Source organism: Streptomyces sp. NBC_01431 (genome assembly GCF_036231355.1).
In the GTDB taxonomy this organism is placed as follows: Bacteria; Actinomycetota; Actinomycetes; order Streptomycetales; family Streptomycetaceae; genus Streptomyces.
Map to the genome: position 1 here is coordinate 592,847 of NZ_CP109496.1, position 22,717 is coordinate 615,563.

Consider the following 22,717-nt stretch of genomic DNA (forward strand, 5'->3'; position numbering starts at 1 on the left):
GAACAACGTGCCCCCGACGCGGCGTTCGTTCCAGCTTCTTGATCGTCTGGCTGACACGGCCCGGCGAGACAAGGAGACGCTCAGCAGTACGGGTGAAGTGGAGCTCCTCGGCCAAGGCAAGAAACGTCTCGATCTCATACCGCTCCACCGTCTCCCCCGCTCCTCGCCTCGGCCGTCTCCGCCCCGGGCCACCCAGCCCTACCGCCGACAGTAAAGGCGCTTACTGGCCAGTCGTCCACAGCGCTGCGGACCGCCGACGATCACCTGACCGCCCGGAGAAGCAGGCCCGCAAGGGCAGTTGGGGGGGCGCAGTCCAGCCGATCGAAGGATCCGCACCTGTCGGAGCGGATCCTTCGCGACCGGGGCCTACCGCGTCACCATCGGTCGATGCCCATGGTCTTCGCTGCGCTGTGGATCGCGTTGTAGTGCGGAATCGACATGTCCGACTTCTTTTGCTTCGCCGGAAGGTTCCGGTCGGCGTGCCGGAACTCGTCGCGGGCCGCGGCCAGCAGGCTGGTTCCATAGCTGACCGGCACGTCGTCCTTCCCGTGAACGGGGTGCGACTTGGCGGCAGTCTGGCTTCCGGCGTTGGCCAGGATGCTCCGCGCCTGGTTGTACGCGGCGGCCTTGATCGTCTTCGGGTTCGCCGCCACGGCATGCGCAACGGCTCCCACGCCGGGGTTCTCGGCAGCGATGGCGGCGGAGGCGGGTAAGGCGGCCGCGGCGAGGGCTGCGGCCGACGCCACGATGGCGAGCCCGGTCCGGACGATGAGTTTCATTCGGTGCTCTCTCTTACTGGTCGAAGATTCCGGCTATGACAGGAGAAAGTCTGCCAACGCGGGCAAAGGCCCTTGAGCGTCGCTGGCCGAGTTTGCGCCAGACTTGATCGCGGCGTAGCGGGACGCATGGCGCTTCGGGGCCCGCCCTTCAGCCGATGCGGCCCTCAGCTGGGCGCAGTCGACAGGTTGAAAGCGTGGGAGATTCTTGTCCTGAATGCGCCTGCTGCACAAAAGCGGCGGTCAGTTGTCGCGCAAGCGCTCCTCGGCGTTCCTGCTGCTCAGGGTCGCGTGGAGTGGAGTGGCGGGTTGCAGGAGCAGGCCGGCGTGGGCCGTTACCTCGGTGGCGGGCAGGTCGAGGCGGAAGCGCTGGGCGAGGGTGGCGAGTACCAGTACGGCTTCGACCTGGGCGAAGCGGGCGCCGAGGCAGGTGCGCTGGCCGCCGCCGAAGGGGTACCACGCGTGATCGGGCACCGCGTGTGGAGCGTCGGGCGCCCAGCGTTCCGGTCGGAATTGATCGGGGTCGGGGAACCAGCGGGGGTCTCGGTGAGTGGTCCACTGGCTGCACCAGACAATGGTTCCGGCCGGGATGCGCAAGCCGCCCAGCGCGGCGCCTTCGCGGGCGACCGCGGGGATGAGCCACACGGGCGGGTAGAGGCGCATGGCCTCTTTGACGATCTGCTGGGTCCAGGTGAGGCGCTCGTAGTCGTCGATGGCGGGCGGGCGGCCGCCCAGTACGTGCTCCAGCTCGGCTTCGAGCCGCACACGGACCTCCGGGGCGCGGGACAGCAGGTACAGGGCCCAGGTCAGGGCCGTGGAGGTGGTTTCGTGACCGGCGGCCCAGAGGGTTACGGCTTCGTCGCGTACCTCCTTGGGCGAGAGCGGACGGCCTCCTTCGTCGCGGGCTGCGAGGAGCCTGCTGAGCAAGTCGTCGCGCTCTTCGACGGCATGGGTTCGGCTTTGTCGCTCCCCGATGAGTCGGTGCACTTCGGTGTCGATGGTGGCTACGGCCGCCAGCAGCCGCCGCCGGACCGGGGTCCGTGCCCAGCCGGGCAGGAAAAGGCCAATACCGCGAAGCTCTGCCCCCACCGCGTGCTCGGCCACGTCCATCGCATCACCCAGCGCCCCGGTCTGTTCCCCGAGGTCGCTGCCGAACAGGGTGCGCAGGACGATCCGCTGGGTGATGAGCGCCATCTCTCTGCGGACGTCGATCCGTTCACCGTCGCGCCATCCGTCGGCCGCCGCTCCAGCGGAGTCGACCATGACGTCGGCGTACGAGCGGACCTGGCGCGGCCGGACGGTGGGCTGGACCAGTGAGCGCTTGCGCCGCCAGTCGCCGCCACTGCTGCGAATGACGCTCTGCCCCGTGATCTGTTTGAACGCCCAGCCGATTTCGAGGATCTCGTACGTGTCCTCCCGCGATGCCAGCAGCTCCATGATGTGCCGGGGGTGGGAGACGAACAGGCTGCGCCGGGGGCCCAGGGACCAGGTCACGGCGTCGCCGAAGTCATCGCGCAAGCGCGTCAGGAAGCCCAGGGGGTCCCTCCCGAAAGCGGGGAGGTTACCCAGCGGCGGCCAGCCGCGCGGGCCACGGACGGGGTTGAGCGGCAGTGTGCATTCGGACAACGGAACTCCCCGGTGTGCCTTTGAGGCCCAACACCCAGGGTGTGGGCGCGCTTCATGAGAGTGCTTCGTGGGCCTGGTCAAGGCTCGGTCCGGGTGGCTTGGTGCCAGGTCCGTCGGGCATGGCGCGCCAGCGGTCACGCGGCGAGTTCGGCGTGCAAATCCCAACGGGCTGATAGCTTCCACGGGTGATCAACGGTGCACACACGATCGTCTACGCGAACGACGCGGAGGCGGCGCGCTCCTTCTTCCGCGATGTGCTCGGGCTCGCGCACGTCGACGCCGGAGGTGGCTGGCTCATCTTCAAGTCTCCACCTGGCGAACTGGCCGTACACCCAACCGATCCGCACTCCACCGGCCGCACCGAGCTGTTCCTGATGTGCGACGACCTCACCGCCACGGTCGCTGATCTGAAGGCCAAGGGTGTCGAGTTCACCACCGACATCACCGAACAGCGCTGGGGACTGGTGACCAGCCTTGCTGTGCCGGGTGCGGGAACAGTCGGTCTGTACCAGCCGAAGCACGACACGGCGTACGACCTCTGAGGTTCCGCACCGCCGTCAGGCATGGGGCTCAGGTCCGCGCCGTGGAGGGGTCGGCGATTGAACGGGCAGGCGCCGGGCGGGCGTTGGGGCGCTGAGGCAGACCCGTGCGGCGATCGTGTGGGGCGGGGAGAGGTTCCATGGGGTGCCGCCGGACCTGCCGTGTTTGATGGGCGATCAGCACGGCGAGGACGCCGAGGAGCGCCGCGGAGCCCCATAGCGTGCCCCAGCCGAGGCCGCCTTGGGCGCTCGGCTTGGTCAGCGAATCGCCTCCCGCAGCGCCCAGCGGTCTCGTCAGGACGAAGGCCAGCCAGAACAGAACCGTGCGGCTGATACCGGTGAACCAGTACGCCGCCACGATCAGCAGCATGATGGCTGAGATGACGAGGAAGGCGTTGCGGAACCCAAGGCCCGCGTCGTCGGCCAGCCAGTCTCCGCTTGAGGTGCCCAGCGTGTTGGATACGAGGATGGCGATCCAGTACAGGATTTCTCCCTGGCGGCTGGCGAGGCGTTCCACGTCGAAGCTCTGCCCGGTGCGCCACCACACCACGAAGACCATCGCCAGCAGGCCGGTGAGGACGGCCGCGCCCGCGGCGTATCCGATGCCGTCGGCGGCGCTGCCGTGCCCGAAGCCGCGGTTGAGGAAGTCGGAGATCTCGGTGCCGACCATGCTGGTGCCCAGGATCACCGACCAGTACAGGGCGGAGTGGAAGCGTCCGGCCCGCACCTGAGCCACCGCGACAGCCGCCAGGAAGACCAGGAAGACGATCGCCGTCGTCACGTAACCGACGCCCAGGGTGATGCCCAACAGGTCTCCGGAGGTCTCCCCCAGCGTCACCGCCACCGTCTTCAACGCCCAGAAAAGCAAAGTCACTTGGGGAAGCTTGCGCAGTACGTACCCGGTCCGGACTTGACACGAAGCGGTGTTCGGCATTTTCACGGCCGTCATCATGCCAGCGCCGACGGCCCGAACGGCCTTCCCAGGGCAGTAGGGGCTGATCACCACCCGAAAGAGCGCATGAGCAGGAGAGGGCCGTCCGGACTGACTGCGCGTCAGCCCGGACGGTCGGTGGTTCAGGGGTTCACCACGCTCCAGCGTTCGGCCCGGATGTCATTGCACGAGTAGAGCTTGACGTTGCCCTGGTAGGCGTCGGGGGCCGTGAGGCACAGGTGGTTGGCCTCGTTGCGGTAGCGGACGGTGCCGTCCGCGTAGTTCTCTGCCAGCCAGCGCTGACCGCTGCCGTCGGCGGCGCGCGCGTCGTCGCACGTCCGCAGCAGGGCGTCCGTCTCGGATTTGGCGTGCTCGTCACGGACGCCCAGGCACCGGTTGTCGCCGTCCAGGCTCTGGATGCGCACCAGGTTGTCGGCCGTGTCGATCCGCTGGATGTTCCAGCCGAAGTCCCTCCGCTCGTACGCCAGCCAGTAGAGCCACCACCACTTGGGCGGTGTGGGCCGGGTGGCGACGCCGGTGCCGGGAACCGAGCCGGACCGTCGCAGACGGCTGCCGCGCGCCGCGTCCTCCAGGCGTACGTTGCCGGTGGTCGTCGGCCAGTCCTTGGGCAGCGCGGCGGGGTTGTCCCACCACCGCTGGGCGGGGTCATCCGTGCACCGTTCCACGGTCACCTGTTGGTTGGACGGGGTCAGGCACATCCCGGGGAAGGCCACGCTCTGCCAGCGCTGCGGTCCACCGGTGTCGCTGTTCCACCCCGGGTCGTCCTCCATGTGGCTGATCGTCCACTGCGCTCGCGGATCGGCGCAGTCACCGGCGACGGCCCGGGAGGAGGTATCCCGGCGGGAACCCGTCGGGGCGGCGATGCAATCTCCCGTGCCGGGGTTCCGCAGGAAGTGGGTGTTGGAGTCGCCGTTGGTGTACATGCGCCATATCTGGCCGGAGTCGTAGCGGGGGGCGCCGATGCCCATCGAGTGGTTCGCGCCCACTTGCAGCATGTTGCCGTTGGGTGTGGCCAGTGTGGTGGCGTAGACGTGCGACGGGCCGGTGGGCGCGACAGGCGGTGGTGTCCGCGCGAAGACCACGGCCACGTGGTCGGATCCGGCACCGTCCGAGCGGGACGCGGTGAAGCCGCCGGGCAGTCCGCTCGTGACCGCGTAATCCAGCTCACTCGGCTCGTCGCTGTTGATGAACGTCGGCTGACCGGTACGCAGCAGCGCTTCGCCGGGCCGCAGATGCAACGACCGGTCGCGGGCCTCGGCGTTGGTGCGGTTGAGGATGTTCACGTTGTAGTCACCCGCCAGGACCCAGTTCCGGCCGCGCTGGTCGCTCCCTGCCATGAAGCCGCGTACCCGGTCGAGCAGGCCGGGCCTGGTCGCGTCTGCGGTCACGTCCTCGCCGCGGGCGTGTGTGTTCCAGTACCACGTGTTCCCGAACCGCAGACCGAGCAACGGGCGTGCCCGGTAGCGGTTGTTGGGGGCGTTCGGGTCCGGGTCGTAGTACGCGTTCTCCAGCACTCGTACTTCGTCGGCCCGGGTGTCGGTGACCGTCGCCAGGTTCATCTGGCCGCCGTCCCACGTGTCCTCGTTCGTGTTGCTGATCCTGCGGGGGTCGGTCTGCAGGTAGTACACGTAGCGGTTCTCGTGGTTCGGGCCGCCAGCCCAGGTCGAGATCGTGTAGTTGCTGGGTTGGGGGCTGCGGCTCGGAACGATCCGCATGGACCGGTATTCGGTCCGGTGATCGCCCACCGCCGGAGGTGGGCCGCTGCCGGCCTCCTGCAGCATCACCACCGGGTAGCTCGCGACCAGCCGGTTGATCTCCGAAGTCCACCTGGAGCCGTTGTCCGAGCCGTGCATGTTGTACGTGGCGAACGTCGAACTGCCGTCACGGTTGACGGCGTGCGCCGCGGTGACGGTGAGTGGAACGGTCAGCAGCGCCGCCATCGAGCCCAGGACGGCGACTACGGCGGTGACCCAGCGCCGTCGTGTCCTCGTGGTCCGCTGGGTCATCTGGGTCCGCGGTCGGTTGTCTCTACTCAACGATCAAGCCTCTCCCGTCGGCCCCGGTCCGGGCGGCCCGGGGAGCTGCCGGCGCCGCCGACTCCACGTGACGGCACCGTGCTGCCATTCCGGCAGCGAAGCGGATGGGGAGCGTCCCGGATCCGCTGTCGAGCGGGTGGTGCACGGATCACCGGCCGAGCGGCCGCCGACCCGTCGGTCAGAGGAGACGGAAGATCGAGGTCAGCGGTTCAGGGCCCCATCGATATCCGGCCCCTCTCCAGTGACCCGCTGCTGTGGCAGTCACCGGGCGACTGGCCAGTGCGGATGGAACGGCGAAGTTCGCGTGTGCACTCGCCAGAGCGGCTCGGCGCCCACGGGACCGGACCGTCCCGGAAGGCGCCCCGACCTGGCGATACGCCGCGTCGGGCCCAACTCCCGCACGCCAAGCCGATGTTGTCCGTAATCGGGACCCGTGGAGGGGAGAGGTGGAGGGGGGCGGTGATGCGGTGGGTTCTGGGGTACGAGAGTGGGCTGGACGGCCGGGCACGGCCCGCGGCCGACCAACAGCCCAGCAAAAGAGGGTACTTGGCGCGGCACGAGGGCCATGGCCGGAGCTCAACGCCACGAATCGCCGCTGCTCGCGCCCACCCTGGACCTGCTGGAAGGCCTGAGGCCGCTGCCCGATGACATCACCGTGCACCTGGAGCGCCCACACCGCCGGGCGGCCACGGATGTCGCGGCGCGGCCCCGGCTTCGACTCGGACTATCTGCGCGCGTTCCTATTCGGCGAGGTCGGCGGCGTGTCGGCGAAGGGCGTGGACGAGGGCGTCCGTCGAGGGTGTGGTGGAGCCCGGCAGGCGCACCAGGCTGACGCGGCGGCGTTCCTCGGGGAGGTCGTCGATGGTGATGAGGCGGACACCGGGCGGGATCGCGGACAGCAACATGGAGGGGACCGTGGTGATGCCGACGCCGGCTGCGACCAGATGCAGTTTGGTCAGCCAGTCGCGGGTGGCGTGGTGGACCCGGGGCCGCCCCGGCAGGCCCGGCCAGATGCCCAGCAGGGGCCCGTCGGTGCCGGCCGGGCTGGCGATCCACGTCTCGCCGGCGATGTGCTGAGCGGTGACCGCGGCGCGGTCGGCGAACCGGCCGCCGGCCGGCACTGCCAGGACCAGACGGTCTTCCAGCAGCGGTTCCGTATGCAGGGGTGGATCGTCGGCGTCTGGTGAGCGGTGCGGCGGCCGGGAGGTCACCAGGGCGAGGTCGAGGACGCCGGTGCGCAGCGCCCTCAAGAGCGATGGGGTGGTCCCCTCCCGGGTGGTGACCTGGACGCGGGGGGATTGCCGGCTCAGGGTTGCCAGGGCGCGGGCCACGAGCACGGCTCCTGCGGCGGGGAAGAAGCCGAGCCGCACGTGGCCGGTGTTGTCCTCTGCGCCGCTCAGTTCCCGGTCGGCCGCCTCCAAAGCGTCCAGCGCGGTCACGGCGTGGGGCAGCAGGGCTCGGCCCGCGTTGGTCAGTCGTACACCGCCTGGATAGCGGTCGAAGAGCCGGACGCCGGTGGCCTGCTCCAGGCCGGCCACCTGCCGGGAGACGGCGGACTGCGTGTAGCCCAGTGCCTGGGCCGCGGCCGTGAAGGTGCCTCGCTCGGCCACCTCGCGCAGCACCCGCAGTCCGACCACCGTCATGTCCATGAGTAATCAGCATACCCAGCATGCGAGGCATTCGCTGGCCGAATGGCTGCCGGGGTTCCTAACGTGGCGGGCATGAACGAACACCCCACCGTCGGGGCCTCCGGATTGGGCGGCCGGTTGCCCCTCCTTCCCCTCGGCGCCCTCGATGAGGCGCAGCGCGCCGTCCATGCCCAATTGCAGGTCACGCGCCTGCCCGGGGCAGCTGCGGCGGGCTATACGGCCGCGCTGCCCGATGGACGGCTGATCGGCCCGTTCAATGTCATGCTGCGCAACCCGCGCATAGCCAAGACCCTGCTGGAATGGGCTCAGGCGATCACTGAATCCGGCATCCCGGCCGACGTCCGTGAGGTGGTCGTGCTCACCGTGGCCGCCCATTGGCGGGCCGAGTACGCGCTCTACGCCCACACCGCGGGAGCGGCGCGGGCCGGCCTGCCCCAGGCCGCGATCGAGGCGCTTGGGCAGGGCGATGACATGCCGTGCGGCCTGCGCGCCGAGGCCGACGTCGCCCACCGCGTGGCCACCGCTCTCGTTCGCGACCACCACATGCCGGACGACCTCTATGCCGAAGCGGTGGCCACGTTCGACACGGATGGTCTCGTCGCTCTGGTCAACCTCATCGGCCAGTACCTGAACACCTGCGCGCTACTGACCTGCTTCCAGGTCCCCGCACCCACCCAGCGCCCCACCTCGGCGCCCACCGCCTGACCCCAACTCCAGATACCGCACCGGAAAGAGAACGACCATGCCACTGATCAACGTCTCCCTGCGCCAGGGCACCACCCCCGAGTACCGCCGCAACGTCTCCGCCGCCCTGCACAAGGCGATGATCGACGTCCTGAAGATCCCCCACGACGACCAGTTCCACGTCTTCCACGAGGTGACGCCCGACAACTTCCACATGCAGCCGGTCGCGTTCGGCCTGTCGCGCAGCGAGCGCACCATGTTCATCCAGCTCTCCTTCAACCAGCGGCCGGCCGAGCAGAAGAGCGAACTGTTCCGGGCGATCGTCGACAACCTCCGGCTGTTCGCCGGTGTCCCCGAAGAGGACGTCATGCTGATGGTCTTCGAAACAGCCCGCGAGAACTGGTGGGCCGCAGGCCGTGTCGTCAACCCCGAAACCGGCTACGACGCGCGCATGACCGAGGTCCCCGCTGAAACGCCCGCCACGAACTGACCGCGTGCGGCCGGACGATCCCTCAACAGCACCAGTCCAACACCCGCGCGGCGCCGCCTCCCGAGGCATCCAGCGTCGGTCTGACGGATGCTCCACGAGTCGGACGCGTGTGACGCCGGAGGCCGCGGCGCCGGGCAGGTCTCCAACCTACGGGCATGAGCATGCTTTTTCTGGGGGGGGCAGTCCTAGTCCTTCTGGCCACAGCCGGTACCGGATGCGGGTGGCTGACCTGGCGTCTGGCCAGCCGGCTGCGTTCGGTGTTCGGCGGCATAGCGGTGGAGGGGCGCTGCGTGCGCCGCTACTCGACCGAAAGCAGCGACGGCGACACCATGTGGCACCACGTGCACGGTTTCACCACCCTCGATGGGCAGTATCTGGAGTTCGAGGAGGACGTCATGCTGCTTGCCGAGGGAGAGAAGCTGACAGTGCGCTACCGGCCGGAGAACCCCGTGCGCTCCGCGACGGTCATGGGGCCGGGTGGGGCCGTGGTCCCCCTGTTCGGCCAGGCATTCGCGATTCTGACCACCGGTTTCAGCCTGCTCGGCCTGCTCTTCCTGTGGTTGAGCCTGGTTCAGTAGGCGAGGCTCGTCCATCCCCTCCAGGTTTTGATGAGACCGGGCGCCGTCTCATGGGTTCAGGCGGCGGAACACTTCCCCGCTGTACGGGGCCTCGCCCTCAGTGCGCCGCAGGAAGCCGCGTGCCGGTTCGGCGGCCATGCCGCGCTCGGTGTACTGCCCGGCGAGGCCCATGGCCCAGGGGGTGAGCGAAGCCGGGTCAGGGCCACGCCTCAGGGCGTCGAAGATCTCCTCCGCCAGCCAGGCCGCCAGTCGCGTGGGTCAGAGCGCTTCGAAGCCTTCGCCGCCGTCGAGGCCGAGCAACTCGCACTCGCGCTCCGCCTCCGCCATCCGCTCCCGGGTGACCCGGTCCGCTCTGGGCATCAACTCCCTTACAACCAGCCGGACTTCAAGTCAGTCGGGGCGGCGTTCGCCGTCCGCGTCCAGGGGCGTCCCATCGGATCGACCGCTCGGCCGGAGCCGCGAGCCCCGCCCGCCCGGCCTGTACGCACAGTTGCCCCAGCAGTCGGTGCGCCTCGGCGGAGCGCTCCTGGCGGCGCCACTGAGCCGCGAAGCGATCGGCCCGCTCGGCGGTGAGCTGTGGCGCGGGCCCGCGGCCTGAGCGGTGGTTCTCATACGCTTCGAAGAGATCCCAGAGCGACTCGGTCCAGCCGCAGCTGACGGGCGGCGCCTCGGCGAGCACCGCCGCGAGCGCGTCCAGTACCCCCGGCTCTCTCATCGTTGATCCCCCAGCATCCGCCCGTTCGGCGCCTGAAAAGCGTGCACTGGAAGGGTACGTGGACGCCGCGGGCCACCTGCTGGATCCCCCCGGCTTGGAGATGTTGATCAGAAGGCGCTACGCTGGTTTTGGTTGCCTTTAGCAACCATATGCAGAGCTACACCACCGGAGTGCGTGACCAACGCGCCACCCCCAGGAGGAATCTGACATGGCATCAGACAACCAGGCTTTTCGCACGTACGTAGTGGAAGTGCTCGACGCGCTGGAGGGCGACCCGGGGCGCGAAATCCTCGTACACCAGGAACGGCGGGTCACCGCAGGCGAGTTCCGGGATCTCGTCCACCGGGTGGCGCGGGCGCTGTGCGCTCAGGGCATCGACCGGGGGCAGACCGTCACCCTGCTGTGCGGCAACCTGCCGGAGACGATCGCCGTGCGCTATGCGGCCCATCTGATCGGCTGCCGGGTCAACCACCTTTACAACAAGCTCTCGGCCGAGTCACAGGCCGCCATCGTCCGCGATGTCGAGACGCGCGCGCTGATCGTCGATCCCCGATACCTGGAACGTGCTGTCGAGGTAACCGAGTTGGCCCCGGTTCCCGATGTCCTCGTGCTCGGCCCCGCGAAGGTGGGCACGGACCTGCTGGAGCTGGCGGCCGGGCAGCCCGCCGAGCCGCTGCCGAGCCGGGCGCGGCCGGAGGACATGTGCACCATCCGCCACACGGGCGGCACCACCGGTCACCCCAAGGGCATCTGCACCACTCACGAGCAGGTGCAGGCGTTCCGCGGAGCGACGACGGAATCCGAGGAGCAGGCGCCCCGCCTGCTGGTGTGCACCACCCTCGCACACGCCGCCGGAATGATCGCCGACGGTGTGCTCCGCGCCGGCGGCTGCGTCGTCCTGCTGGAGGACTTCGACCCCGCCGCCGTTTTCGATGCCATTGAGCGCGAGCGCATCAGCCACCTCTTCCTGTTGCCGCCGCTGCTGTACCAGCTGATGGATCACCCCGACTCGGACGTGCGCGACACCTCCACGCTGCGCAGCATCGCGTATGGGGGCTGCCAGTCCTCGCCGGCCCGCATAGCCGATGCCGTACGCCGCTTCGGCCCGGTACTTGTCCAGTTCTACGGTCAGAACGAGGCGGGCGGCATCAGCCTGCTCACCGCCGCGGATCACGACCTGCGGCGCCCGGACCGGCTGCGTTCCGCGGGCAAGGTGCTGCCCCAGGTGGAGGTGGCGATCCGTGACGGGTCCGGCCGCGACCTGCCGACGGGTGAACACGGCGAGATCTGCGTACGTTCCGCCATGCTCATGAAGGAATACTGGAAGCAGCCCGAGCTGACCGCCGAGGTGCTGCGGGACGGCTGGCTGCACACCGGTGACATCGGATTCCTCGACGGCGATGGCTACTTGACCGTCGTCGACCGGCTCAAGGACATGATCGTCGTGGTCGGCGGCCACGTGTACACCACCGAGCTGGAGGACCTGCTCAACTCCCATCCGCAGGTCCTGCAAAGCGCCGTCTTCGGGGTCCGTGACGCCGACAACATGGAGCAGGTGCACGCGGCCGTGGTCCCCGTGCCCGGCAGCGGGATCGACGGGCAGCAGCTGCGCGACCTGGTGCGCGAGGAGCGCGGCGCGATGTACGAGCCCGCCGACATCACGTTCGTCGACGCGCTGCCGCTGACCGGCGTCGGCAAGCCGGACAAGAAGCGGCTGCGGCAGCGTGCCGAGCGGGCATTCGGCGCGGCCTGACCCCGCGAGGCGGCGACCGGGTTCCGGAGTGTCCGGTTCACGTCACCGAACAGCCACGGCGACTGTGACGCCGACGGGAGCAACCCCAACCCGCCGCACCCCGTGTACACAGATGTGCGGTGGTGCTTGTACGTCCCACTGACCTCGGGGCCGGGCCGTCACCGCCGGCCAACGCAGCGAAACACGCGAACCCGCTGAGCACCGCGAGACAGCGAAGCCTGCTCGGCATTTCGAGACAGGGAAACGGGAGTCAAACATGGTTGTCCATCGGCACGTGGTTCCGCTCACTCTCGTCGCCGCCGCGGCGTCGCTGGCCCTGACCGCCTGTGGCGGCGGCAGCGGCTCGGACGGCGCATCCGCCACGCCGTCCGGTACGAGCTCGGGTGCGCCGAGTGCGACCGGCACGGCCTCGGTCGGGCAGAACGGGGGCGCCAAGGGCGGCCCCTCGGCCGGGGCCAAGCCCGGCTCGTCCACGGGCACACCGGCGGGCGGCGGCAGGAACGCCTCCAATGACGCCTACGCCTACAAGCACCTGTGCGCCGCAAGTCAACTCACCGTCACGGCGAAGGAGTTGGACTCCGACCCGGACCAGTACGTCATCGCCGTGACCAACCGGGGCCAAGCGGCCTGCGGCATTTCCTCGTTCTACCCGCTCGTCGCCCTCAGCCCCAAGAACGCCGCCGACCGGTCCAAGAGCACCCACCCCCTGGTCCCCAGCGGCCTCGGCGGCGCCCCGGCCGCCCCCGTGTACGCGGGACACACCGTCTACGCGGTCCTCGACACGGACCCGGATGGAGCGAAGGGCGGCAACGGCGGCATTGACGAGATCAGCGTCCTCGTGGACCAGCGGTTCCCGAACGCCGAAATCCACAGCTTCCCCATGGACGAAGGAGCCACCGTCACCAAGCACCCGAAACTCGGCCTCTACCGCGACACCATCCGCGACGCGGTCACCAGCATGCGCTCAGCAGACATCAACAGCAGTTGACCGCCCGGTCGCAGGCCAGTGGTTCGGGCCCCTGACCCGCCGAACGGCGCACGAAACCGACAGCCCCCGCCGAGGAATCGCGGCACGGCGGCGCGCCCTCCCGTCGCGGTGTCGCCGCGCCTGGGTCACGGTGGCGAGCGGCACGCAAGCAGCGCAGCACACCCACGGCCGGTCCGCCGCCTCACGTGTTGTTCGCCACGCTTGCGCGCTCTCCGGGCGCGCAACGGGCGCCGACGTCCGGCCATTTCCGGACGTACCGCCGGCAGCGGTTGCGTACGAGTGGATCATGTGTGGTGGGATGAGGCGATGCGAACCCCCACACGCATGCAGCCCCCTTACCGCAACCCGTACGACGAACTGGCGGCCCTGGCCGACCCCGAGCCCGACCCCTACCCGGCCGACGACGCCCCCTGGACCGGCCCCGGCTCCGTACCTCAGGAGATACCGGGCGCAGTACCGCCGGGGCCACCGGTCTCCCCCGGCCTGGGTCCCGCCGACCCCCACATCGGCCCCGCGGACGCCGAGCTCGACGACGACTTCTTCTCGGCCCCGCCCGACCGCCGGCGGGTGGCACGCGGTCGCCGGGCCGGACGCCGACGCCGCAGGAGCCCGTTCGCCGCCCTGCCCCTCCTCGCCAAGCTGCTGTTCACCCTGGTCGTGGGCGCGGGGTTTCTCATCCTCGCGGACCGGTGCGCGGTGATGTACGCGGAGAAGAAGGCGCAGCAGGCGCTCCAGGACGACCTCCACCTGGCGGCCGCGCCGCAGGTGGACATCCACGGCTTCCCCTTCCTCACCCAGATCCTGGACAAGCGCCTTCAGCGCGTGGACGTCACCGTGCCGCACGTGCCCGCGGACCGCGTGTCGCTGGCGAAAGTGCAGGCCAGCGCGCACGACATCAAGTTGACGGGCAACCTGCCGAGCGACATACGAAGCGCGGTCATCGGCAATCTGGACGGCGAGATCACGCTCTCCTTCGACGACATGAACCGTGAACTCGCCGCCTCCCAGATCAAGTTCAGCCGCCGAAGCGACAACACGGTCGGCGCGGACGGCAAGCTGACCATCGCGGGTCAGGAACTGCGCGTCAGCGCGGAGGCCCAGTTGCGGCTCGACGGTAGTCGCGGCCTGTCCACGGACATCGACGGGATGAGCCTCGACATGCCAGGTATCGCCACCTACCGGCCGGGCAGGGACAGGGGCCTGACGCTGCACCGCGAGACCGCCGAACTCATCAGCCGGGACTCGGCACGGATGAAGGCGCTGCTCTCGGTACCGGCCGTGGTGAAGCGGCTCGGAGTGCCGGACAAGGACGTCGAGTTGGCGCTGCGCAGCGACGAGAAGCTCCACCAGCTCGTGGGCACCCCCCGATTCGTCGAGCAGCTCATGCGCGTGAACCTCGTGGACGTCGTGGCGGACCACCCCTGGTTGTTGTCGAAGATCGGCATCGATCCGAAGCTGATCACCGGCCTGCTGGCCATGCGCCCCCCGGAGCTGTCCGACCGCCTGTCCTTCTCGTTCACGCTGCCCAAGGAAGCACAGGACCTGCGACTTCGCGGGGTACGCGTGGAGAAGAACGGCGTCGTGGCGACCGTCTCCGGGACGGAACTCGCGGTGGGCAAGGGCCACTAGGGCCCGGTCAGGCGGGTGGTGGGACCGACAGCGCGGGGGCGTCGGCGAGCACTACTCATGGCTGGAGAGCCACCCCCTGCCCTGCGGCGGCCTCGCCCGGGTCACGACCCCGCCTCAACCTGGCCTGAAATCACGGGAGTTGGCCGCCGCGAGACCCGGGGCAGGTCACCGTACGCCCGCGGGAGTACGCCCAGGGCCTTCCTGTATGGGACGCGCGGCACGAGCCGCTCTGTGAGGTTTGGGGCACCGGGGTCGGGCTTCCCGCTCCGGCGTCATCACTCACCTCAGAAGGGGCCGCCTCCATGACCACCGCCACGCTCACCGGTAGCACAGCGCAGCGCCGGAACCCCGGCGCTCTGAGCGGCCTGCTGTACGTCCTGTTCTTCGTGGCCAGTCTTGTCGTCGCCGGCGTACTGGGCTCGTCCTCCGTAGTAACGCCGTACTCCAGCGACGCCGCTGTGCAGGCGTATCGGCTGGAGGACCCTGCCACCCTGGAGAACCTGTTCCGCGTTCTGGGTCTTCTCCAGGGGCTGTCCGCCCTCTCGCTGCTGGCCTTCGTCCCCTGGCTGACCGGGTTCGTTCGGAGGTACGGGAGCGAGGCCCGAGCGGGTGTGGTCCGCGCGCTGGCCACTGTCGCCGGAGCGCTGCTCATGCTCTCCGCGAGCACCAGTTGGGTACTGGCCCAGATCGGCTCCAAGGCGGAGCTGTCCACCTACCGGGCCGTCTCTGACCTGTCCTTCATCACCGGTGCGGGCCCGGCCATCGCCACCCTCGGCGCGGCCGTCCTCCTGGTCGCGACGACGGGACGCACCAGTCGTGCCATGCCCGCGTGGGTCGCGTACAGCGGCATGGTGATCGGCGCGGCCGGCATGCTGTCGATGAGTTCCCTGGTCGCCCAAGGCGGCTCAGTGTTCATCCCCATCGGTCGCTTCCTCGGCTTCATCTGGTTCATCGCGGTCAGCGTGTTGCTGTGGCGGCGCGGTGAGCTGAAGGAACCGCTGGAAGGTGTCCACGTCGCCTCCGGTCATGGGGGCACCGTGGGCGAAGCCGACCGCCTTGAGGTCCTGAGGGATGCGGGCCAGGCTGCCGGGGCGTAGGTCGGGATCGGCGGCGAGCGCGGCGGGGCCGATGGCGAGTTTGCCGCGGTTGAAGGCCGCGTCCCCCATGAGGACTGTCCGGCTCGGTTCGTGCAGCAGCACGATGTGGCCGGGCGAGTGGCCGGGCGTATGGATGACGTGCAGGCCACCGCTGCCCTCCACTACCTCTCCGTCGCTGACCGTGCCGTCGGCGATGGTGGGGGTCCAGTGGAGTTTGGGCAGGTGGTCGATGAAACGGCCGACGGCGCCGGAGCGGCCGTGGGCCGGGACGCGTCCGGCTTCGAGCCATGCGCGGTCGGCGTCGTGGATGAGGATGCGTGCGCCGGTGTGGCGGCGGAGTTCCGCGGCGCCTTGTACATGGTCGGGGTGGGCGTGGGTGAGGATGACGCGCCGGATGTCGGTGGGCTTGCGGCCCAGGTCGGCCACTGTGTGGAGAAGCAGGCCGGGAGACGTGGCCCAGCCGACGTCGACGAGGGTGAGGCCGTCGTCGCCTTCGACGAGGAAGGCGTTGTCGCGCTTGCTGGTGGCGATCCGGGTGACGCCGGAGCTGAGCTGACTGTGCATCAGAATCCTTTGAGTTGAGAAGAGTTCGGTGTCGATCGCGGGAGGTGCCGGGGACGGTACGGGCGCCGTCCCCGGGCCGGATCAGCGACCGTGTGCCGTCGGGGTGGGTACGTAGCCTTCGCGGGCGAGTCTGGGCAGGATGCCGCCGGCGGCGAGGATGTCCAGGACCAGGGGCGGCAGCGCTCCCCCGTTCAGGCGGGTTCCGGTCGCGGTGTTCTCGGCCCAGCCTTCGGCGAAGTCGAGACGTGCCGTATCGCCGTCGGTGAACGCCTTGGTGGCTCCGGGGGCGGTGAGGGCGGGCAGCCCGTGGTTGATGCAGTTGCGCAGGAACAGCGAGTTGAACTCTTCCGCGATCAGCGCGGCGATGCCCAGTTCGCGGAACAGCGCGGCGACGGGCCGGGACGAGCCGAGACCGAAGTTGCGGCCGGCCACGACGATGTCACCTGCCGTGACCTGGTCGGTCCAGCCTGGGCGCAGCTCGTAGAAGATGTGCTTCGCGGCTTCGGGCACGGGCATTTTCATGGCGAAGGCGGGGTACATGGCGTCGGTGGTGACGGAGTCGCCGACCACCCAGACGCGGCCGGTGATGAGGGTGTCCATCAGGTGAGTTCCCCTCGTGGGTCGGTGACGTGGCCGGTGAGCGCGGAGGCGGCGACGGTGGCCGGGGAGGCCATGTAGATCTCCGCGTCGGGGCTGCCCATGCGCCCGGGGAAGTTGCGGGTGGAGGAGGTCAGGCAGACCTCGCCGGGGGCGAGCAGGCCCATGTGGTAGCCGAAGCAGGCGCCGCAGGTCGAGTTGGTGACCACCGCGCCGGCATCGGCGAGGTCCTGGAGGTAGCCGGCGCGCATGGCGTCCCGGTAGACCTCCTGGGATGCCGGAGTGATCAGGAGCCGTACCCCTGGTGCGACAGTGCGGCCGCGCACGATGTCGGCGGCGGTCTTGAGGTCTTCGAGTTGTCCGTTGGCGCAGGATCCGATGAAGCACTGGTTCACCGGGCGCTTCTCGATCGCCGAGACGGGCAGGGAGTTGTGGCTGACCGTGCCGGGACGGGCCACGTACGGTTCGAGGGAGCTGAGGTCGACGGTGCGTACGGCGGCGTAGGTCGCGTCCGGGTCGGGGTCGGCCGCCGTATAGGAGCCCGGGGCGGTGCCGCGGGCTGCGAGGAAGTCGCGGGCGAGGTGGTCGATGGGAAAGGTGGAGAAGTCGGCGGAGATCTCGGCACCCTGGGTGGCGATGGTGCGCCGGTCGTTCATGGGGATCGAGGCGAGGCCTGGTCCGCCGTATTCGAGGTTGTGGTTGGTGGCATCGCCATAGGTGCCGGCGAGGTACAGGAAGATGTCCTTGCCCGAGACGGCGTTCGGCTTGGTGCCGGTGAATTCGTAGCGGATGGTGGGTGCGGCCTGGAACCAGGTCTTGCCGGTACACAAAATGGCGTACACCTCCGCCGGGCCGAGACCGCGGGCCGCTGTGTTGAAGGCGCCGCCCGCGCAGGTGTGGGAGTCGGTGCAGGCGAGGATTTCGCCGGGCCGGGCAAGGCCGTTCTCTGCGATGACCTGGTGGCAGATGCCGTGGCGGCCCACGTCGTAGAACTTCTCTATGGCGAAGTCGCGGGCGAAGGCGCGGGCGTGGGTGCCGCCGATGGCGTCGTGCACGTTGGGGGCGGGCACGGCGTGGTCCATGATGACAGCGACCCTCGCCGGGTCGTTGATCTTCAGGGGCTGGATCCAGTTGGTGGCGAACTGCAGGTCGATCATCACTGTCATGTCGACGTCGCAGACCACTGTGTCTCCGGCTCCGACGCGATCCACGCCGGCTTTGCGGGCGAGGATCTTCTCCATCATCGTCATACCCATCGGGCACCGTCCTTCGCGTGGTGGCGGTAGCGCTCGCCGATCGCGGACCACTCGCGCAGGCCGACGAGTTCGAACAGGCCCTGCGGGCCGGGCGCGGCCTCGGGAATGGAGCCGCCGAGGCGCTTCAGCGCTTGCAGCCCGTGGAGTACGTACGGGGTGAGCAGCGCGCCGGGATGGATGGCGATGCGGAAGCCGAGGTTCGCGAGCCGGTCGGGGGCGGTGTCGGGGGTGAGACCACCCTGGACCAGGTTGATCAGCAGGGGGGCATCGACCTCGGCGGCGATCTTGTCGATCTCCTCGGTGCTCTGCGGGGCTTCGATGAAGATGACGTCGGCGCCCGCGGCCGCGTAGCGTCCTGCGCGGTCGATCGCCTCGTCGATGCCCAGCGGCCCCCGGGCGTCGGTACGGGCGATGATGACGAGATCGGGGTCGGTGCGGGCCTGGAGGGCGGCATCGAGCTTGTCGGTGAACTCCTCGGGGGTGAGGAGTTCCTTGTCGGGCAGGTGTCCGCACTTCTTCGGGAACGCCTGGTCCTCCAGGTGGAGGGCGGCGACTCCGGCTCGCTCGTACTCGCGCACGGTGCGGGCGACGTTGATGGGAGCGCCGTAGCCGGTGTCGGCGTCGGCGATCAGCGGGATGCCGTCGAGCGCGGTGACCACGATGCGGGCCCGCTCGGTCATCTCGCTCTGGGTGAGCAGCCCGATGTCGGGCAGGCCGAATCCGGCGACGGACACGCCCGCGCCGCTCAGGTAGGCGGCGCGGAAACCGGTACGGGCCACGAGGTGGGCGGAGAGTCCGTCGAACACGCCCGGGGCGGTGATCAGACTCCCCTCGGCGAGCAGGGAGCGCAGTCGGCGACCGGCGGTGATCGGCGAGGTGGGGAGGTAACTGCCTTGTGGAGATGGTGACATGAGAATTCCTCGCGGGTCGTCGTAGGTCAGTCGAGGGCGCCGTGGGCGGGGGCGGCGAGCAGATCCACCAGGCGGCGGAGATCGGTCTGGCCTTCGAGGTCCAGGGCGATGCGTTCGATCTCGGCGGCCCGTTCGGCGGCGATGACTCCCGAGGTCAGCGCCCGGTACTTCGCGCGGATCTCGGCGTTGGTGAGCGGGTCGTCCGGTCCGCCGTGCGGTTGGTTGAGGGCCTGGGTAAGGACTTCGCCGCCGCGCAGGGTGACGGTGAGGCGGGTGTTGTAGCCGCGCCGGGTCCAGGTCGGGTCCTGCGGCTCGTCGACCTGCTCCACCTCGGTGCGGCCGATCAGTTGCCACACGTCGTCGGCGTCAAGCCGGGCGGGCGTGAACTGTTCGGGCCGCACGTGGCCGTCCAGGAGGGCTACGGCGGTGGCGTAAGCGATGTTCATCTGGGCGCCGATGGTGGTCAGGGGGCGCTCCGGGCTCCACCAGCCGTGGTGGTGGATCGCGTCGGGAACCTCGATGCGGATGGACTCGATGTCGTCGGCACTCGGCGCGCGTCCGCCGGTCAGGGCGATGGCCGCGTCGATGGCGGGGTGGAGCCCGCCCATGGCCGCGTGGATCTTCACCGTGATCTGCTCGGTGTTCCACAACTCACCAAGATCCTTGGTGAGTTGGCCGGCATCGGGGTGGTGGCCCTCACCGAACGTGGACAGGAAGCCGCCGTAGGGGCGCTCGAAGACCTTCTTGATGCCGGTGTAGCCGGCTTGGGCGAGCCCGGCGGCGTAGAAGCCGTTGCGGGAGGCCAGGCCGTGGTGCATCCGCTTGGACATGGCCTCGTACTGCGCGGCCATCAGACCGGCGGATTGCGTGGCGGCCAGGCCGAGCGCGTCCTCGAAGGCGGCGGCGTCCAGGCCGCGCATCGCGCCGGACGCGGCGGCGGCCGCGTGCGTGCCGAAAACCGAACCGGAGTGCCAGCCGCGCGAGAGCATCTGCGGGCCATGCAGCGCCAGGCCCACCCGCGTTCCGGTCTCGATGCCCAGAACCGCGCCACGCAGGAACTCCGCCCCGCTGGCCGACGGCAGCTGCGACGTGGTGGACAGCAGTGCGGGCAGCACCAGGGAGGCGCTGTGCAACGGCGCGGCCGGGTAGTAGTCATCGAGCTCGAAGCCCTGGATGAACGTGCCGTTGAGCACCGCGGCCGCCGGGCCACTGGTGGTGCGCCCCCAGCCGATCACCGGGACGTCCCCGGCGCCCTCCAGGCTCAGGACCGCTTCGACGGCTGTGCGTGACCACGGCAGCTGAGCGCCGATCAAGGCGCAGCCCAGACCGTCGAGTACGAGATGCGCGGCCCGCTCCCGTACGGACGCGGGTATCTGTTCCAGCGAGGTGGTGGCCAGCCAGGTGGCCAGTCGCCCCGTGGGGCCGGCTGGGTCGGTGGGCTGTCGGGCAGACGTCGGCGTCGGTGCGAACACCGCGCTCACCTCCAATGTTGTGGGCCCGGATCGGGCGCACGAGCGTGCCCCTGTCCCCCGCGGGCGGCTCGCATTACAATTTATAACATCTAGTTTTACCGGAGCGGCGGATAGCATGGTCGGGTGGCACTGAAGCGAACCTCTCTCCCCCGTACCGCCGAGGCCGTGGCCCTGGCCGAACTGCGCGACGCGATCGTCCGCGGCGACCTGGCTCCCGGCGCGCCGATCCGCCAGAGCGCGGCCGCCGAAGAACTGGGCCTGAGCGTCATCCCGGTCCGCGAGGCGCTCAAGACTCTGGCCGGGGAGGGGATCGTCACCTACGTCCCGCAGCGCGGATACACCGTCACCGAGCTCAGCCCGCACAGCGTTGACGGCATCTTCCGGATCCGGGAGATCCTGGAGGGCGAGGCCGAGGCGAACGCGGCGGCCCGGCTGCGGCCCGAGGACATCGCCGCGATGCGCGGCGCCCTGGAGGCCCAGCGCGCCGCCGTCGCCGCACTCGATGTGCCGGGCGTGATCTCCGGCAACCGGGGTTTCCACTTCGCGCTGCTCGACCGCTGTGACAACGAATGGATGCTGCGCTTCGTCCGACAGCTGTGGGAAGCCCTGGAGCCGCACCGCGCCTTGTCCTACCGCCGCGGTGCCGCCTCCCGCGACCTCGCGCGGATCGAGGCGATCCTCGGCGAACACGATGGCATCGTCACCGCTTTCGAGAACGGCGAACCAGCTCTGGCGCTGCGCCTGCTGGCCGAGCACCGCACCCAGGGCCGCTCGGACTTCCACCGCCTGCTTGATTCATCCCAGGACCACGTAGGTGTGGCAACCGGATCGCTCGACCTGTAGGCCGCCTCCAGCCGCTGCCTTCCGGACCGCAAGGCAGCGGCTGTGCTCGATGCCCGCCTCAGCCGTCGGCGGTCGTCCCCTTCCTCGTCCGCCAGCACACCTGGCAGCTTCCCGTCTGCCGTCCGACGTCCGAGAGACGGGCTCGCCCCACCGAGTCGCAATAGGTGCAGCGGAAGGACCAAGGCGCGGTGAAACCGTGGTACGGCTCCAACGGTTCCATTCCCACGGCACGGAAACTCGCCACTGCCCACTGGGCGCTGCCGCGGCCGCCCAGCGAAACGGCTGCCTGGGAGTCGCGATCCACGTAGTAGGGCCCGCCCTGCCAGGATTCGTCCCGATGACTCCTCTGGGCACTCACCCACGCACGGACCCACTTGGGACGCTCCTGTTCCGTCACCTGGCACGCGGTGAGAAAGGCGTGCAACTGCCGCTGAGTGCGGGGTACGGACTGCCGACGCAGGATCCGGTGAGCCGCCGAGCGCGACAGCGGGCCGTGCCGCGACACGTTCTCCTCCGCCCGTCGCTCCATCACCCGCACCGGGGGCGCGCCGTTCTGGTAGTGGAGCTCGATCAACGCACTGCTCAAGTCACGTAGGTTCGACACCAGGTGGAGCAGCGGCCCGGTCGGGCTCGGGCCCAACAGCTGCTTGCGCTGCTCCTTGTACGCCGCCTGCCACAAGTCGCGCACCTGCCCCTTTCCGCCACCGCACGCCCGGTCGTAGGCCAGTACCACCTCCAGCGCGGGCAGGGTGGCCCCGCTGGCCGCGCGCTGCAACGTGGAGCGGCTGAGGTGCGTCCGCTCACTGAGCTGCGAGTACGTCAGGCCCCTGCGGGCGCGTTCACCGCGCAGGTACGCGGCCAGGCGGCCAACCGCGCTCGTGGCCGAGGGAATGGGTCTCTCCGGCCGTCCCACGACGCGCCCTCACCCCTGCGAACCAAGGTGGCACAGCACCCTGCCCGCCAGGCGCAGCACCCCTGCCGGGCCCGCGGCCGCCATCCGGACCGCCACACCACCCAACAGGGTCGTCTCGGCCAGCAGTCTCAGGGCGGCCGGCTCCCGCATCCCGGTCTGGATCAGGATTCCCGAGAGAACGACGACAACGATCACAACAGCGGCTTCGGGCCCGCCAAGACGGCGGACGGAGCGGGCACCGTGCACGAGGCACGGAGTCACCGGACGGCGCGGAAACACGGGTCGACCTCCCCAGATGGGTGCCCGACGGCTTCAGGCCGCCGGACACCGCTCGTTGGCTCCAACTCACGTTCGCGCAGGGGCGGTTGGCGCCGCCGGTTCCTGCTCGATGGGGAGCATGGTGCCAGTCTCGGCGGCCCTCGAAGGCCAGTTGATTCCGACCAGTCCCGGGGTGGAAAACACTGGACGAGAGGTCGAGAACAATCGGTCTCGGTAAGACGCGCAATCGGTCAACTTGGGGCGTGGCTCTACGCTGCAACGTCCCGGGAGCGTCCGAGCCTTCGGTGGCCTTAGTGATCGCGACCGGTGGTGGTCATCTCATTCTGTCCCATTTTCGCTTGCTGCCACCGCGGGCCCCTGCCACTATCCA

At 69.6% G+C, this 22,717-nt stretch carries 22 protein-coding genes and 2 pseudogenes; 9 read left to right on the forward strand and 15 right to left on the reverse strand.

Annotated features, from left to right (window positions below; genetic code table 11):
- Nucleotides 1-76 precede the first annotated feature (76 nt).
- The 3 genes and pseudogenes from OG522_RS02950 to OG522_RS02960 form a co-directional block, all read right to left on the reverse strand.
- Nucleotides 77-148 (reverse strand): annotated as a pseudogene (locus tag OG522_RS02950) (hypothetical protein); the annotation flags it as partial.
- Nucleotides 149-374: 226 nt separating this feature from the next.
- On the reverse strand, nt 375-779 hold the full coding sequence (locus OG522_RS02955) for a hypothetical protein (RefSeq protein ID WP_329461329.1): 405 nt from the start codon (nt 777-779) through the stop codon (nt 375-377).
- A gap of 240 nt (nt 780-1,019) precedes the next feature.
- Nucleotides 1,020-2,402, reverse strand: coding sequence for a cytochrome P450 (locus OG522_RS02960; protein WP_329461330.1), 1,383 nt, complete (start codon nt 2,400-2,402; stop codon nt 1,020-1,022).
- Nucleotides 2,403-2,587: 185 nt separating this feature from the next.
- On the opposite strand from OG522_RS02960, the gene OG522_RS02965 reads away from it, so the two are divergent.
- Complete coding sequence (locus OG522_RS02965; protein WP_329461331.1) at nt 2,588-2,944, forward strand: VOC family protein; 357 nt, start codon at nt 2,588-2,590, stop codon at nt 2,942-2,944.
- A 28-nt stretch (nt 2,945-2,972) separates the two neighbouring features.
- Here OG522_RS02965 and OG522_RS02970 read toward each other — a convergent pair whose 3' ends face one another.
- Both OG522_RS02970 and OG522_RS02975 read right to left on the reverse strand, forming a co-directional pair.
- Nucleotides 2,973-3,815 carry a COG4705 family protein gene (locus tag OG522_RS02970; protein ID WP_329461332.1) on the reverse strand — a complete coding sequence of 281 codons (843 nt, stop codon included), beginning with the start codon at nt 3,813-3,815 and terminating at the stop codon, nt 2,973-2,975.
- 200 nt (nt 3,816-4,015) lie between these two features.
- Nucleotides 4,016-5,899, reverse strand: a complete 1,884-nt coding sequence (locus OG522_RS02975; RefSeq protein ID WP_329461333.1) for a ricin-type beta-trefoil lectin domain protein — start codon at nt 5,897-5,899, stop codon at nt 4,016-4,018.
- 589 nt (nt 5,900-6,488) lie between these two features.
- Here OG522_RS02975 and OG522_RS02980 point away from each other — a divergent pair.
- Nucleotides 6,489-6,594, forward strand: a pseudogene (locus OG522_RS02980) (IS5/IS1182 family transposase); the annotation flags it as partial.
- A gap of 75 nt (nt 6,595-6,669) precedes the next feature.
- On the opposite strand, the gene OG522_RS02985 reads toward OG522_RS02980, so the two are convergent.
- Nucleotides 6,670-7,578, reverse strand: coding sequence for a LysR family transcriptional regulator (locus OG522_RS02985; protein ID WP_329461334.1), 909 nt, complete (start codon nt 7,576-7,578; stop codon nt 6,670-6,672).
- A gap of 72 nt (nt 7,579-7,650) precedes the next feature.
- On the opposite strand from OG522_RS02985, the gene OG522_RS02990 reads away from it, so the two are divergent.
- The 3 genes from OG522_RS02990 to OG522_RS03000 all read left to right on the forward strand — a co-directional run bounded on the left by OG522_RS02990 (nt 7,651) and on the right by OG522_RS03000 (nt 9,330).
- On the forward strand, nt 7,651-8,283 hold the full coding sequence (locus OG522_RS02990; protein ID WP_329461335.1) for a carboxymuconolactone decarboxylase family protein: 633 nt from the start codon (nt 7,651-7,653) through the stop codon (nt 8,281-8,283).
- 37 nt (nt 8,284-8,320) lie between these two features.
- Nucleotides 8,321-8,752 (forward strand): tautomerase family protein, encoded by a 432-nt coding sequence (locus OG522_RS02995; protein WP_329461336.1) that lies wholly within the window; start codon nt 8,321-8,323, stop codon nt 8,750-8,752.
- Nucleotides 8,753-8,907: 155 nt separating this feature from the next.
- Nucleotides 8,908-9,330 carry a DUF3592 domain-containing protein gene (locus OG522_RS03000; RefSeq protein ID WP_329461337.1) on the forward strand — a complete coding sequence of 141 codons (423 nt, stop codon included), beginning with the start codon at nt 8,908-8,910 and terminating at the stop codon, nt 9,328-9,330.
- 48 nt (nt 9,331-9,378) lie between these two features.
- Here the strand turns inward: OG522_RS03000 and OG522_RS03005 are convergent, their stop codons facing one another.
- Nucleotides 9,379-9,501 (reverse strand): hypothetical protein, encoded by a 123-nt coding sequence (locus tag OG522_RS03005; RefSeq protein ID WP_329461338.1) that lies wholly within the window; start codon nt 9,499-9,501, stop codon nt 9,379-9,381.
- 214 nt (nt 9,502-9,715) lie between these two features.
- Nucleotides 9,716-10,045, reverse strand: coding sequence for a hypothetical protein (locus OG522_RS03010; RefSeq protein WP_329461339.1), 330 nt, complete (start codon nt 10,043-10,045; stop codon nt 9,716-9,718).
- Nucleotides 10,046-10,253: 208 nt separating this feature from the next.
- On the opposite strand from OG522_RS03010, the gene OG522_RS03015 reads away from it, so the two are divergent.
- The 3 genes from OG522_RS03015 to OG522_RS03025 all read left to right on the forward strand — a co-directional run bounded on the left by OG522_RS03015 (nt 10,254) and on the right by OG522_RS03025 (nt 14,415).
- A complete protein-coding gene (locus OG522_RS03015) occupies nt 10,254-11,798 on the forward strand; it encodes an AMP-binding protein (RefSeq protein WP_329461340.1) in 1,545 nt (514 codons plus the stop codon).
- Between the two features lie 256 nt (nt 11,799-12,054).
- The gene (locus tag OG522_RS03020; RefSeq protein WP_329461341.1) at nt 12,055-12,786 is read left to right on the forward strand and encodes a hypothetical protein; all 732 of its coding nucleotides are present in this window, start codon (nt 12,055-12,057) and stop codon (nt 12,784-12,786) included.
- A 306-nt stretch (nt 12,787-13,092) separates the two neighbouring features.
- The gene (locus tag OG522_RS03025; protein WP_329461342.1) at nt 13,093-14,415 is read left to right on the forward strand and encodes an LmeA family phospholipid-binding protein; all 1,323 of its coding nucleotides are present in this window, start codon (nt 13,093-13,095) and stop codon (nt 14,413-14,415) included.
- 905 nt (nt 14,416-15,320) lie between these two features.
- Here OG522_RS03025 and OG522_RS03030 read toward each other — a convergent pair.
- The 5 genes from OG522_RS03030 to OG522_RS03050 form a co-directional block, all read right to left on the reverse strand.
- Nucleotides 15,321-16,076: an MBL fold metallo-hydrolase gene (locus OG522_RS03030; protein WP_329461343.1), complete on the reverse strand. Its 756-nt coding sequence runs from the start codon at nt 16,074-16,076 to the stop codon at nt 15,321-15,323.
- A gap of 81 nt (nt 16,077-16,157) precedes the next feature.
- A complete protein-coding gene (locus tag OG522_RS03035; RefSeq protein WP_329461344.1) occupies nt 16,158-16,676 on the reverse strand; it encodes a LeuD/DmdB family oxidoreductase small subunit in 519 nt (172 codons plus the stop codon).
- Complete coding sequence (locus tag OG522_RS03040) at nt 16,676-17,929, reverse strand: 3-isopropylmalate dehydratase large subunit (protein ID WP_329461345.1); 1,254 nt, start codon at nt 17,927-17,929, stop codon at nt 16,676-16,678. Before OG522_RS03040 ends, OG522_RS03035 begins: the two co-directional genes overlap by 1 nt.
- Nucleotides 17,920-18,840, reverse strand: a complete 921-nt coding sequence (locus tag OG522_RS03045; RefSeq protein ID WP_329461346.1) for an isocitrate lyase/PEP mutase family protein — start codon at nt 18,838-18,840, stop codon at nt 17,920-17,922. The genes OG522_RS03040 and OG522_RS03045 overlap by 10 nt, the downstream gene beginning before the upstream one ends.
- Nucleotides 18,841-18,866: 26 nt before the next feature.
- Nucleotides 18,867-20,312 (reverse strand): MmgE/PrpD family protein, encoded by a 1,446-nt coding sequence (locus tag OG522_RS03050; RefSeq protein ID WP_329461347.1) that lies wholly within the window; start codon nt 20,310-20,312, stop codon nt 18,867-18,869.
- Between the two features lie 123 nt (nt 20,313-20,435).
- Between OG522_RS03050 and OG522_RS03055 the strand changes: the two genes are divergently transcribed.
- On the forward strand, nt 20,436-21,155 hold the full coding sequence (locus tag OG522_RS03055) for a GntR family transcriptional regulator (RefSeq protein ID WP_329461348.1): 720 nt from the start codon (nt 20,436-20,438) through the stop codon (nt 21,153-21,155).
- Between the two features lie 58 nt (nt 21,156-21,213).
- On the opposite strand, the gene OG522_RS03060 is transcribed toward OG522_RS03055, so the two are convergent.
- Together OG522_RS03060 and OG522_RS03065 are read right to left on the reverse strand one after the other, a co-directional pair.
- Nucleotides 21,214-22,068 (reverse strand): helix-turn-helix domain-containing protein, encoded by an 855-nt coding sequence (locus tag OG522_RS03060; protein ID WP_329461349.1) that lies wholly within the window; start codon nt 22,066-22,068, stop codon nt 21,214-21,216.
- Between the two features lie 9 nt (nt 22,069-22,077).
- The gene (locus OG522_RS03065) at nt 22,078-22,263 is read right to left on the reverse strand and encodes a hypothetical protein (protein WP_329461350.1); all 186 of its coding nucleotides are present in this window, start codon (nt 22,261-22,263) and stop codon (nt 22,078-22,080) included.
- Between the last annotated feature and the right edge of the window lie 454 nt (nt 22,264-22,717).

What these genes read in the sequence shown, in the direction of transcription:
- OG522_RS03020 (WP_329461341.1), top strand. Translation starts at nt 12,055, where the DNA reads ATGGTTGTCCATCGGCACGTGGTTCCGCTCACTCTCGTCGCCGCCGCG.
- OG522_RS02955 (WP_329461329.1), bottom strand. Translation starts at nt 779, where the DNA reads ATGAAACTCATCGTCCGGACCGGGCTCGCCATCGTGGCGTCGGCCGCA.
- OG522_RS03045 (WP_329461346.1), bottom strand. Translation starts at nt 18,840, where the DNA reads ATGTCACCATCTCCACAAGGCAGTTACCTCCCCACCTCGCCGATCACC.
- OG522_RS03015 (WP_329461340.1), top strand. Translation starts at nt 10,254, where the DNA reads ATGGCATCAGACAACCAGGCTTTTCGCACGTACGTAGTGGAAGTGCTC.
- OG522_RS03010 (WP_329461339.1), bottom strand. Translation starts at nt 10,045, where the DNA reads ATGAGAGAGCCGGGGGTACTGGACGCGCTCGCGGCGGTGCTCGCCGAG.
- OG522_RS02995 (WP_329461336.1), top strand. Translation starts at nt 8,321, where the DNA reads ATGCCACTGATCAACGTCTCCCTGCGCCAGGGCACCACCCCCGAGTAC.
- OG522_RS03025 (WP_329461342.1), top strand. Translation starts at nt 13,093, where the DNA reads ATGCGAACCCCCACACGCATGCAGCCCCCTTACCGCAACCCGTACGAC.
- OG522_RS03035 (WP_329461344.1), bottom strand. Translation starts at nt 16,676, where the DNA reads ATGGACACCCTCATCACCGGCCGCGTCTGGGTGGTCGGCGACTCCGTC.
- OG522_RS03030 (WP_329461343.1), bottom strand. Translation starts at nt 16,076, where the DNA reads ATGCACAGTCAGCTCAGCTCCGGCGTCACCCGGATCGCCACCAGCAAG.
- OG522_RS02985 (WP_329461334.1), bottom strand. Translation starts at nt 7,578, where the DNA reads ATGGACATGACGGTGGTCGGACTGCGGGTGCTGCGCGAGGTGGCCGAG.
- OG522_RS03005 (WP_329461338.1), bottom strand. Translation starts at nt 9,501, where the DNA reads ATGGGCCTCGCCGGGCAGTACACCGAGCGCGGCATGGCCGCCGAACCG.
- OG522_RS02975 (WP_329461333.1), bottom strand. Translation starts at nt 5,899, where the DNA reads ATGACCCAGCGGACCACGAGGACACGACGGCGCTGGGTCACCGCCGTA.
- OG522_RS02990 (WP_329461335.1), top strand. Translation starts at nt 7,651, where the DNA reads ATGAACGAACACCCCACCGTCGGGGCCTCCGGATTGGGCGGCCGGTTG.
- OG522_RS03000 (WP_329461337.1), top strand. Translation starts at nt 8,908, where the DNA reads ATGAGCATGCTTTTTCTGGGGGGGGCAGTCCTAGTCCTTCTGGCCACA.
- OG522_RS03040 (WP_329461345.1), bottom strand. Translation starts at nt 17,929, where the DNA reads ATGGGTATGACGATGATGGAGAAGATCCTCGCCCGCAAAGCCGGCGTG.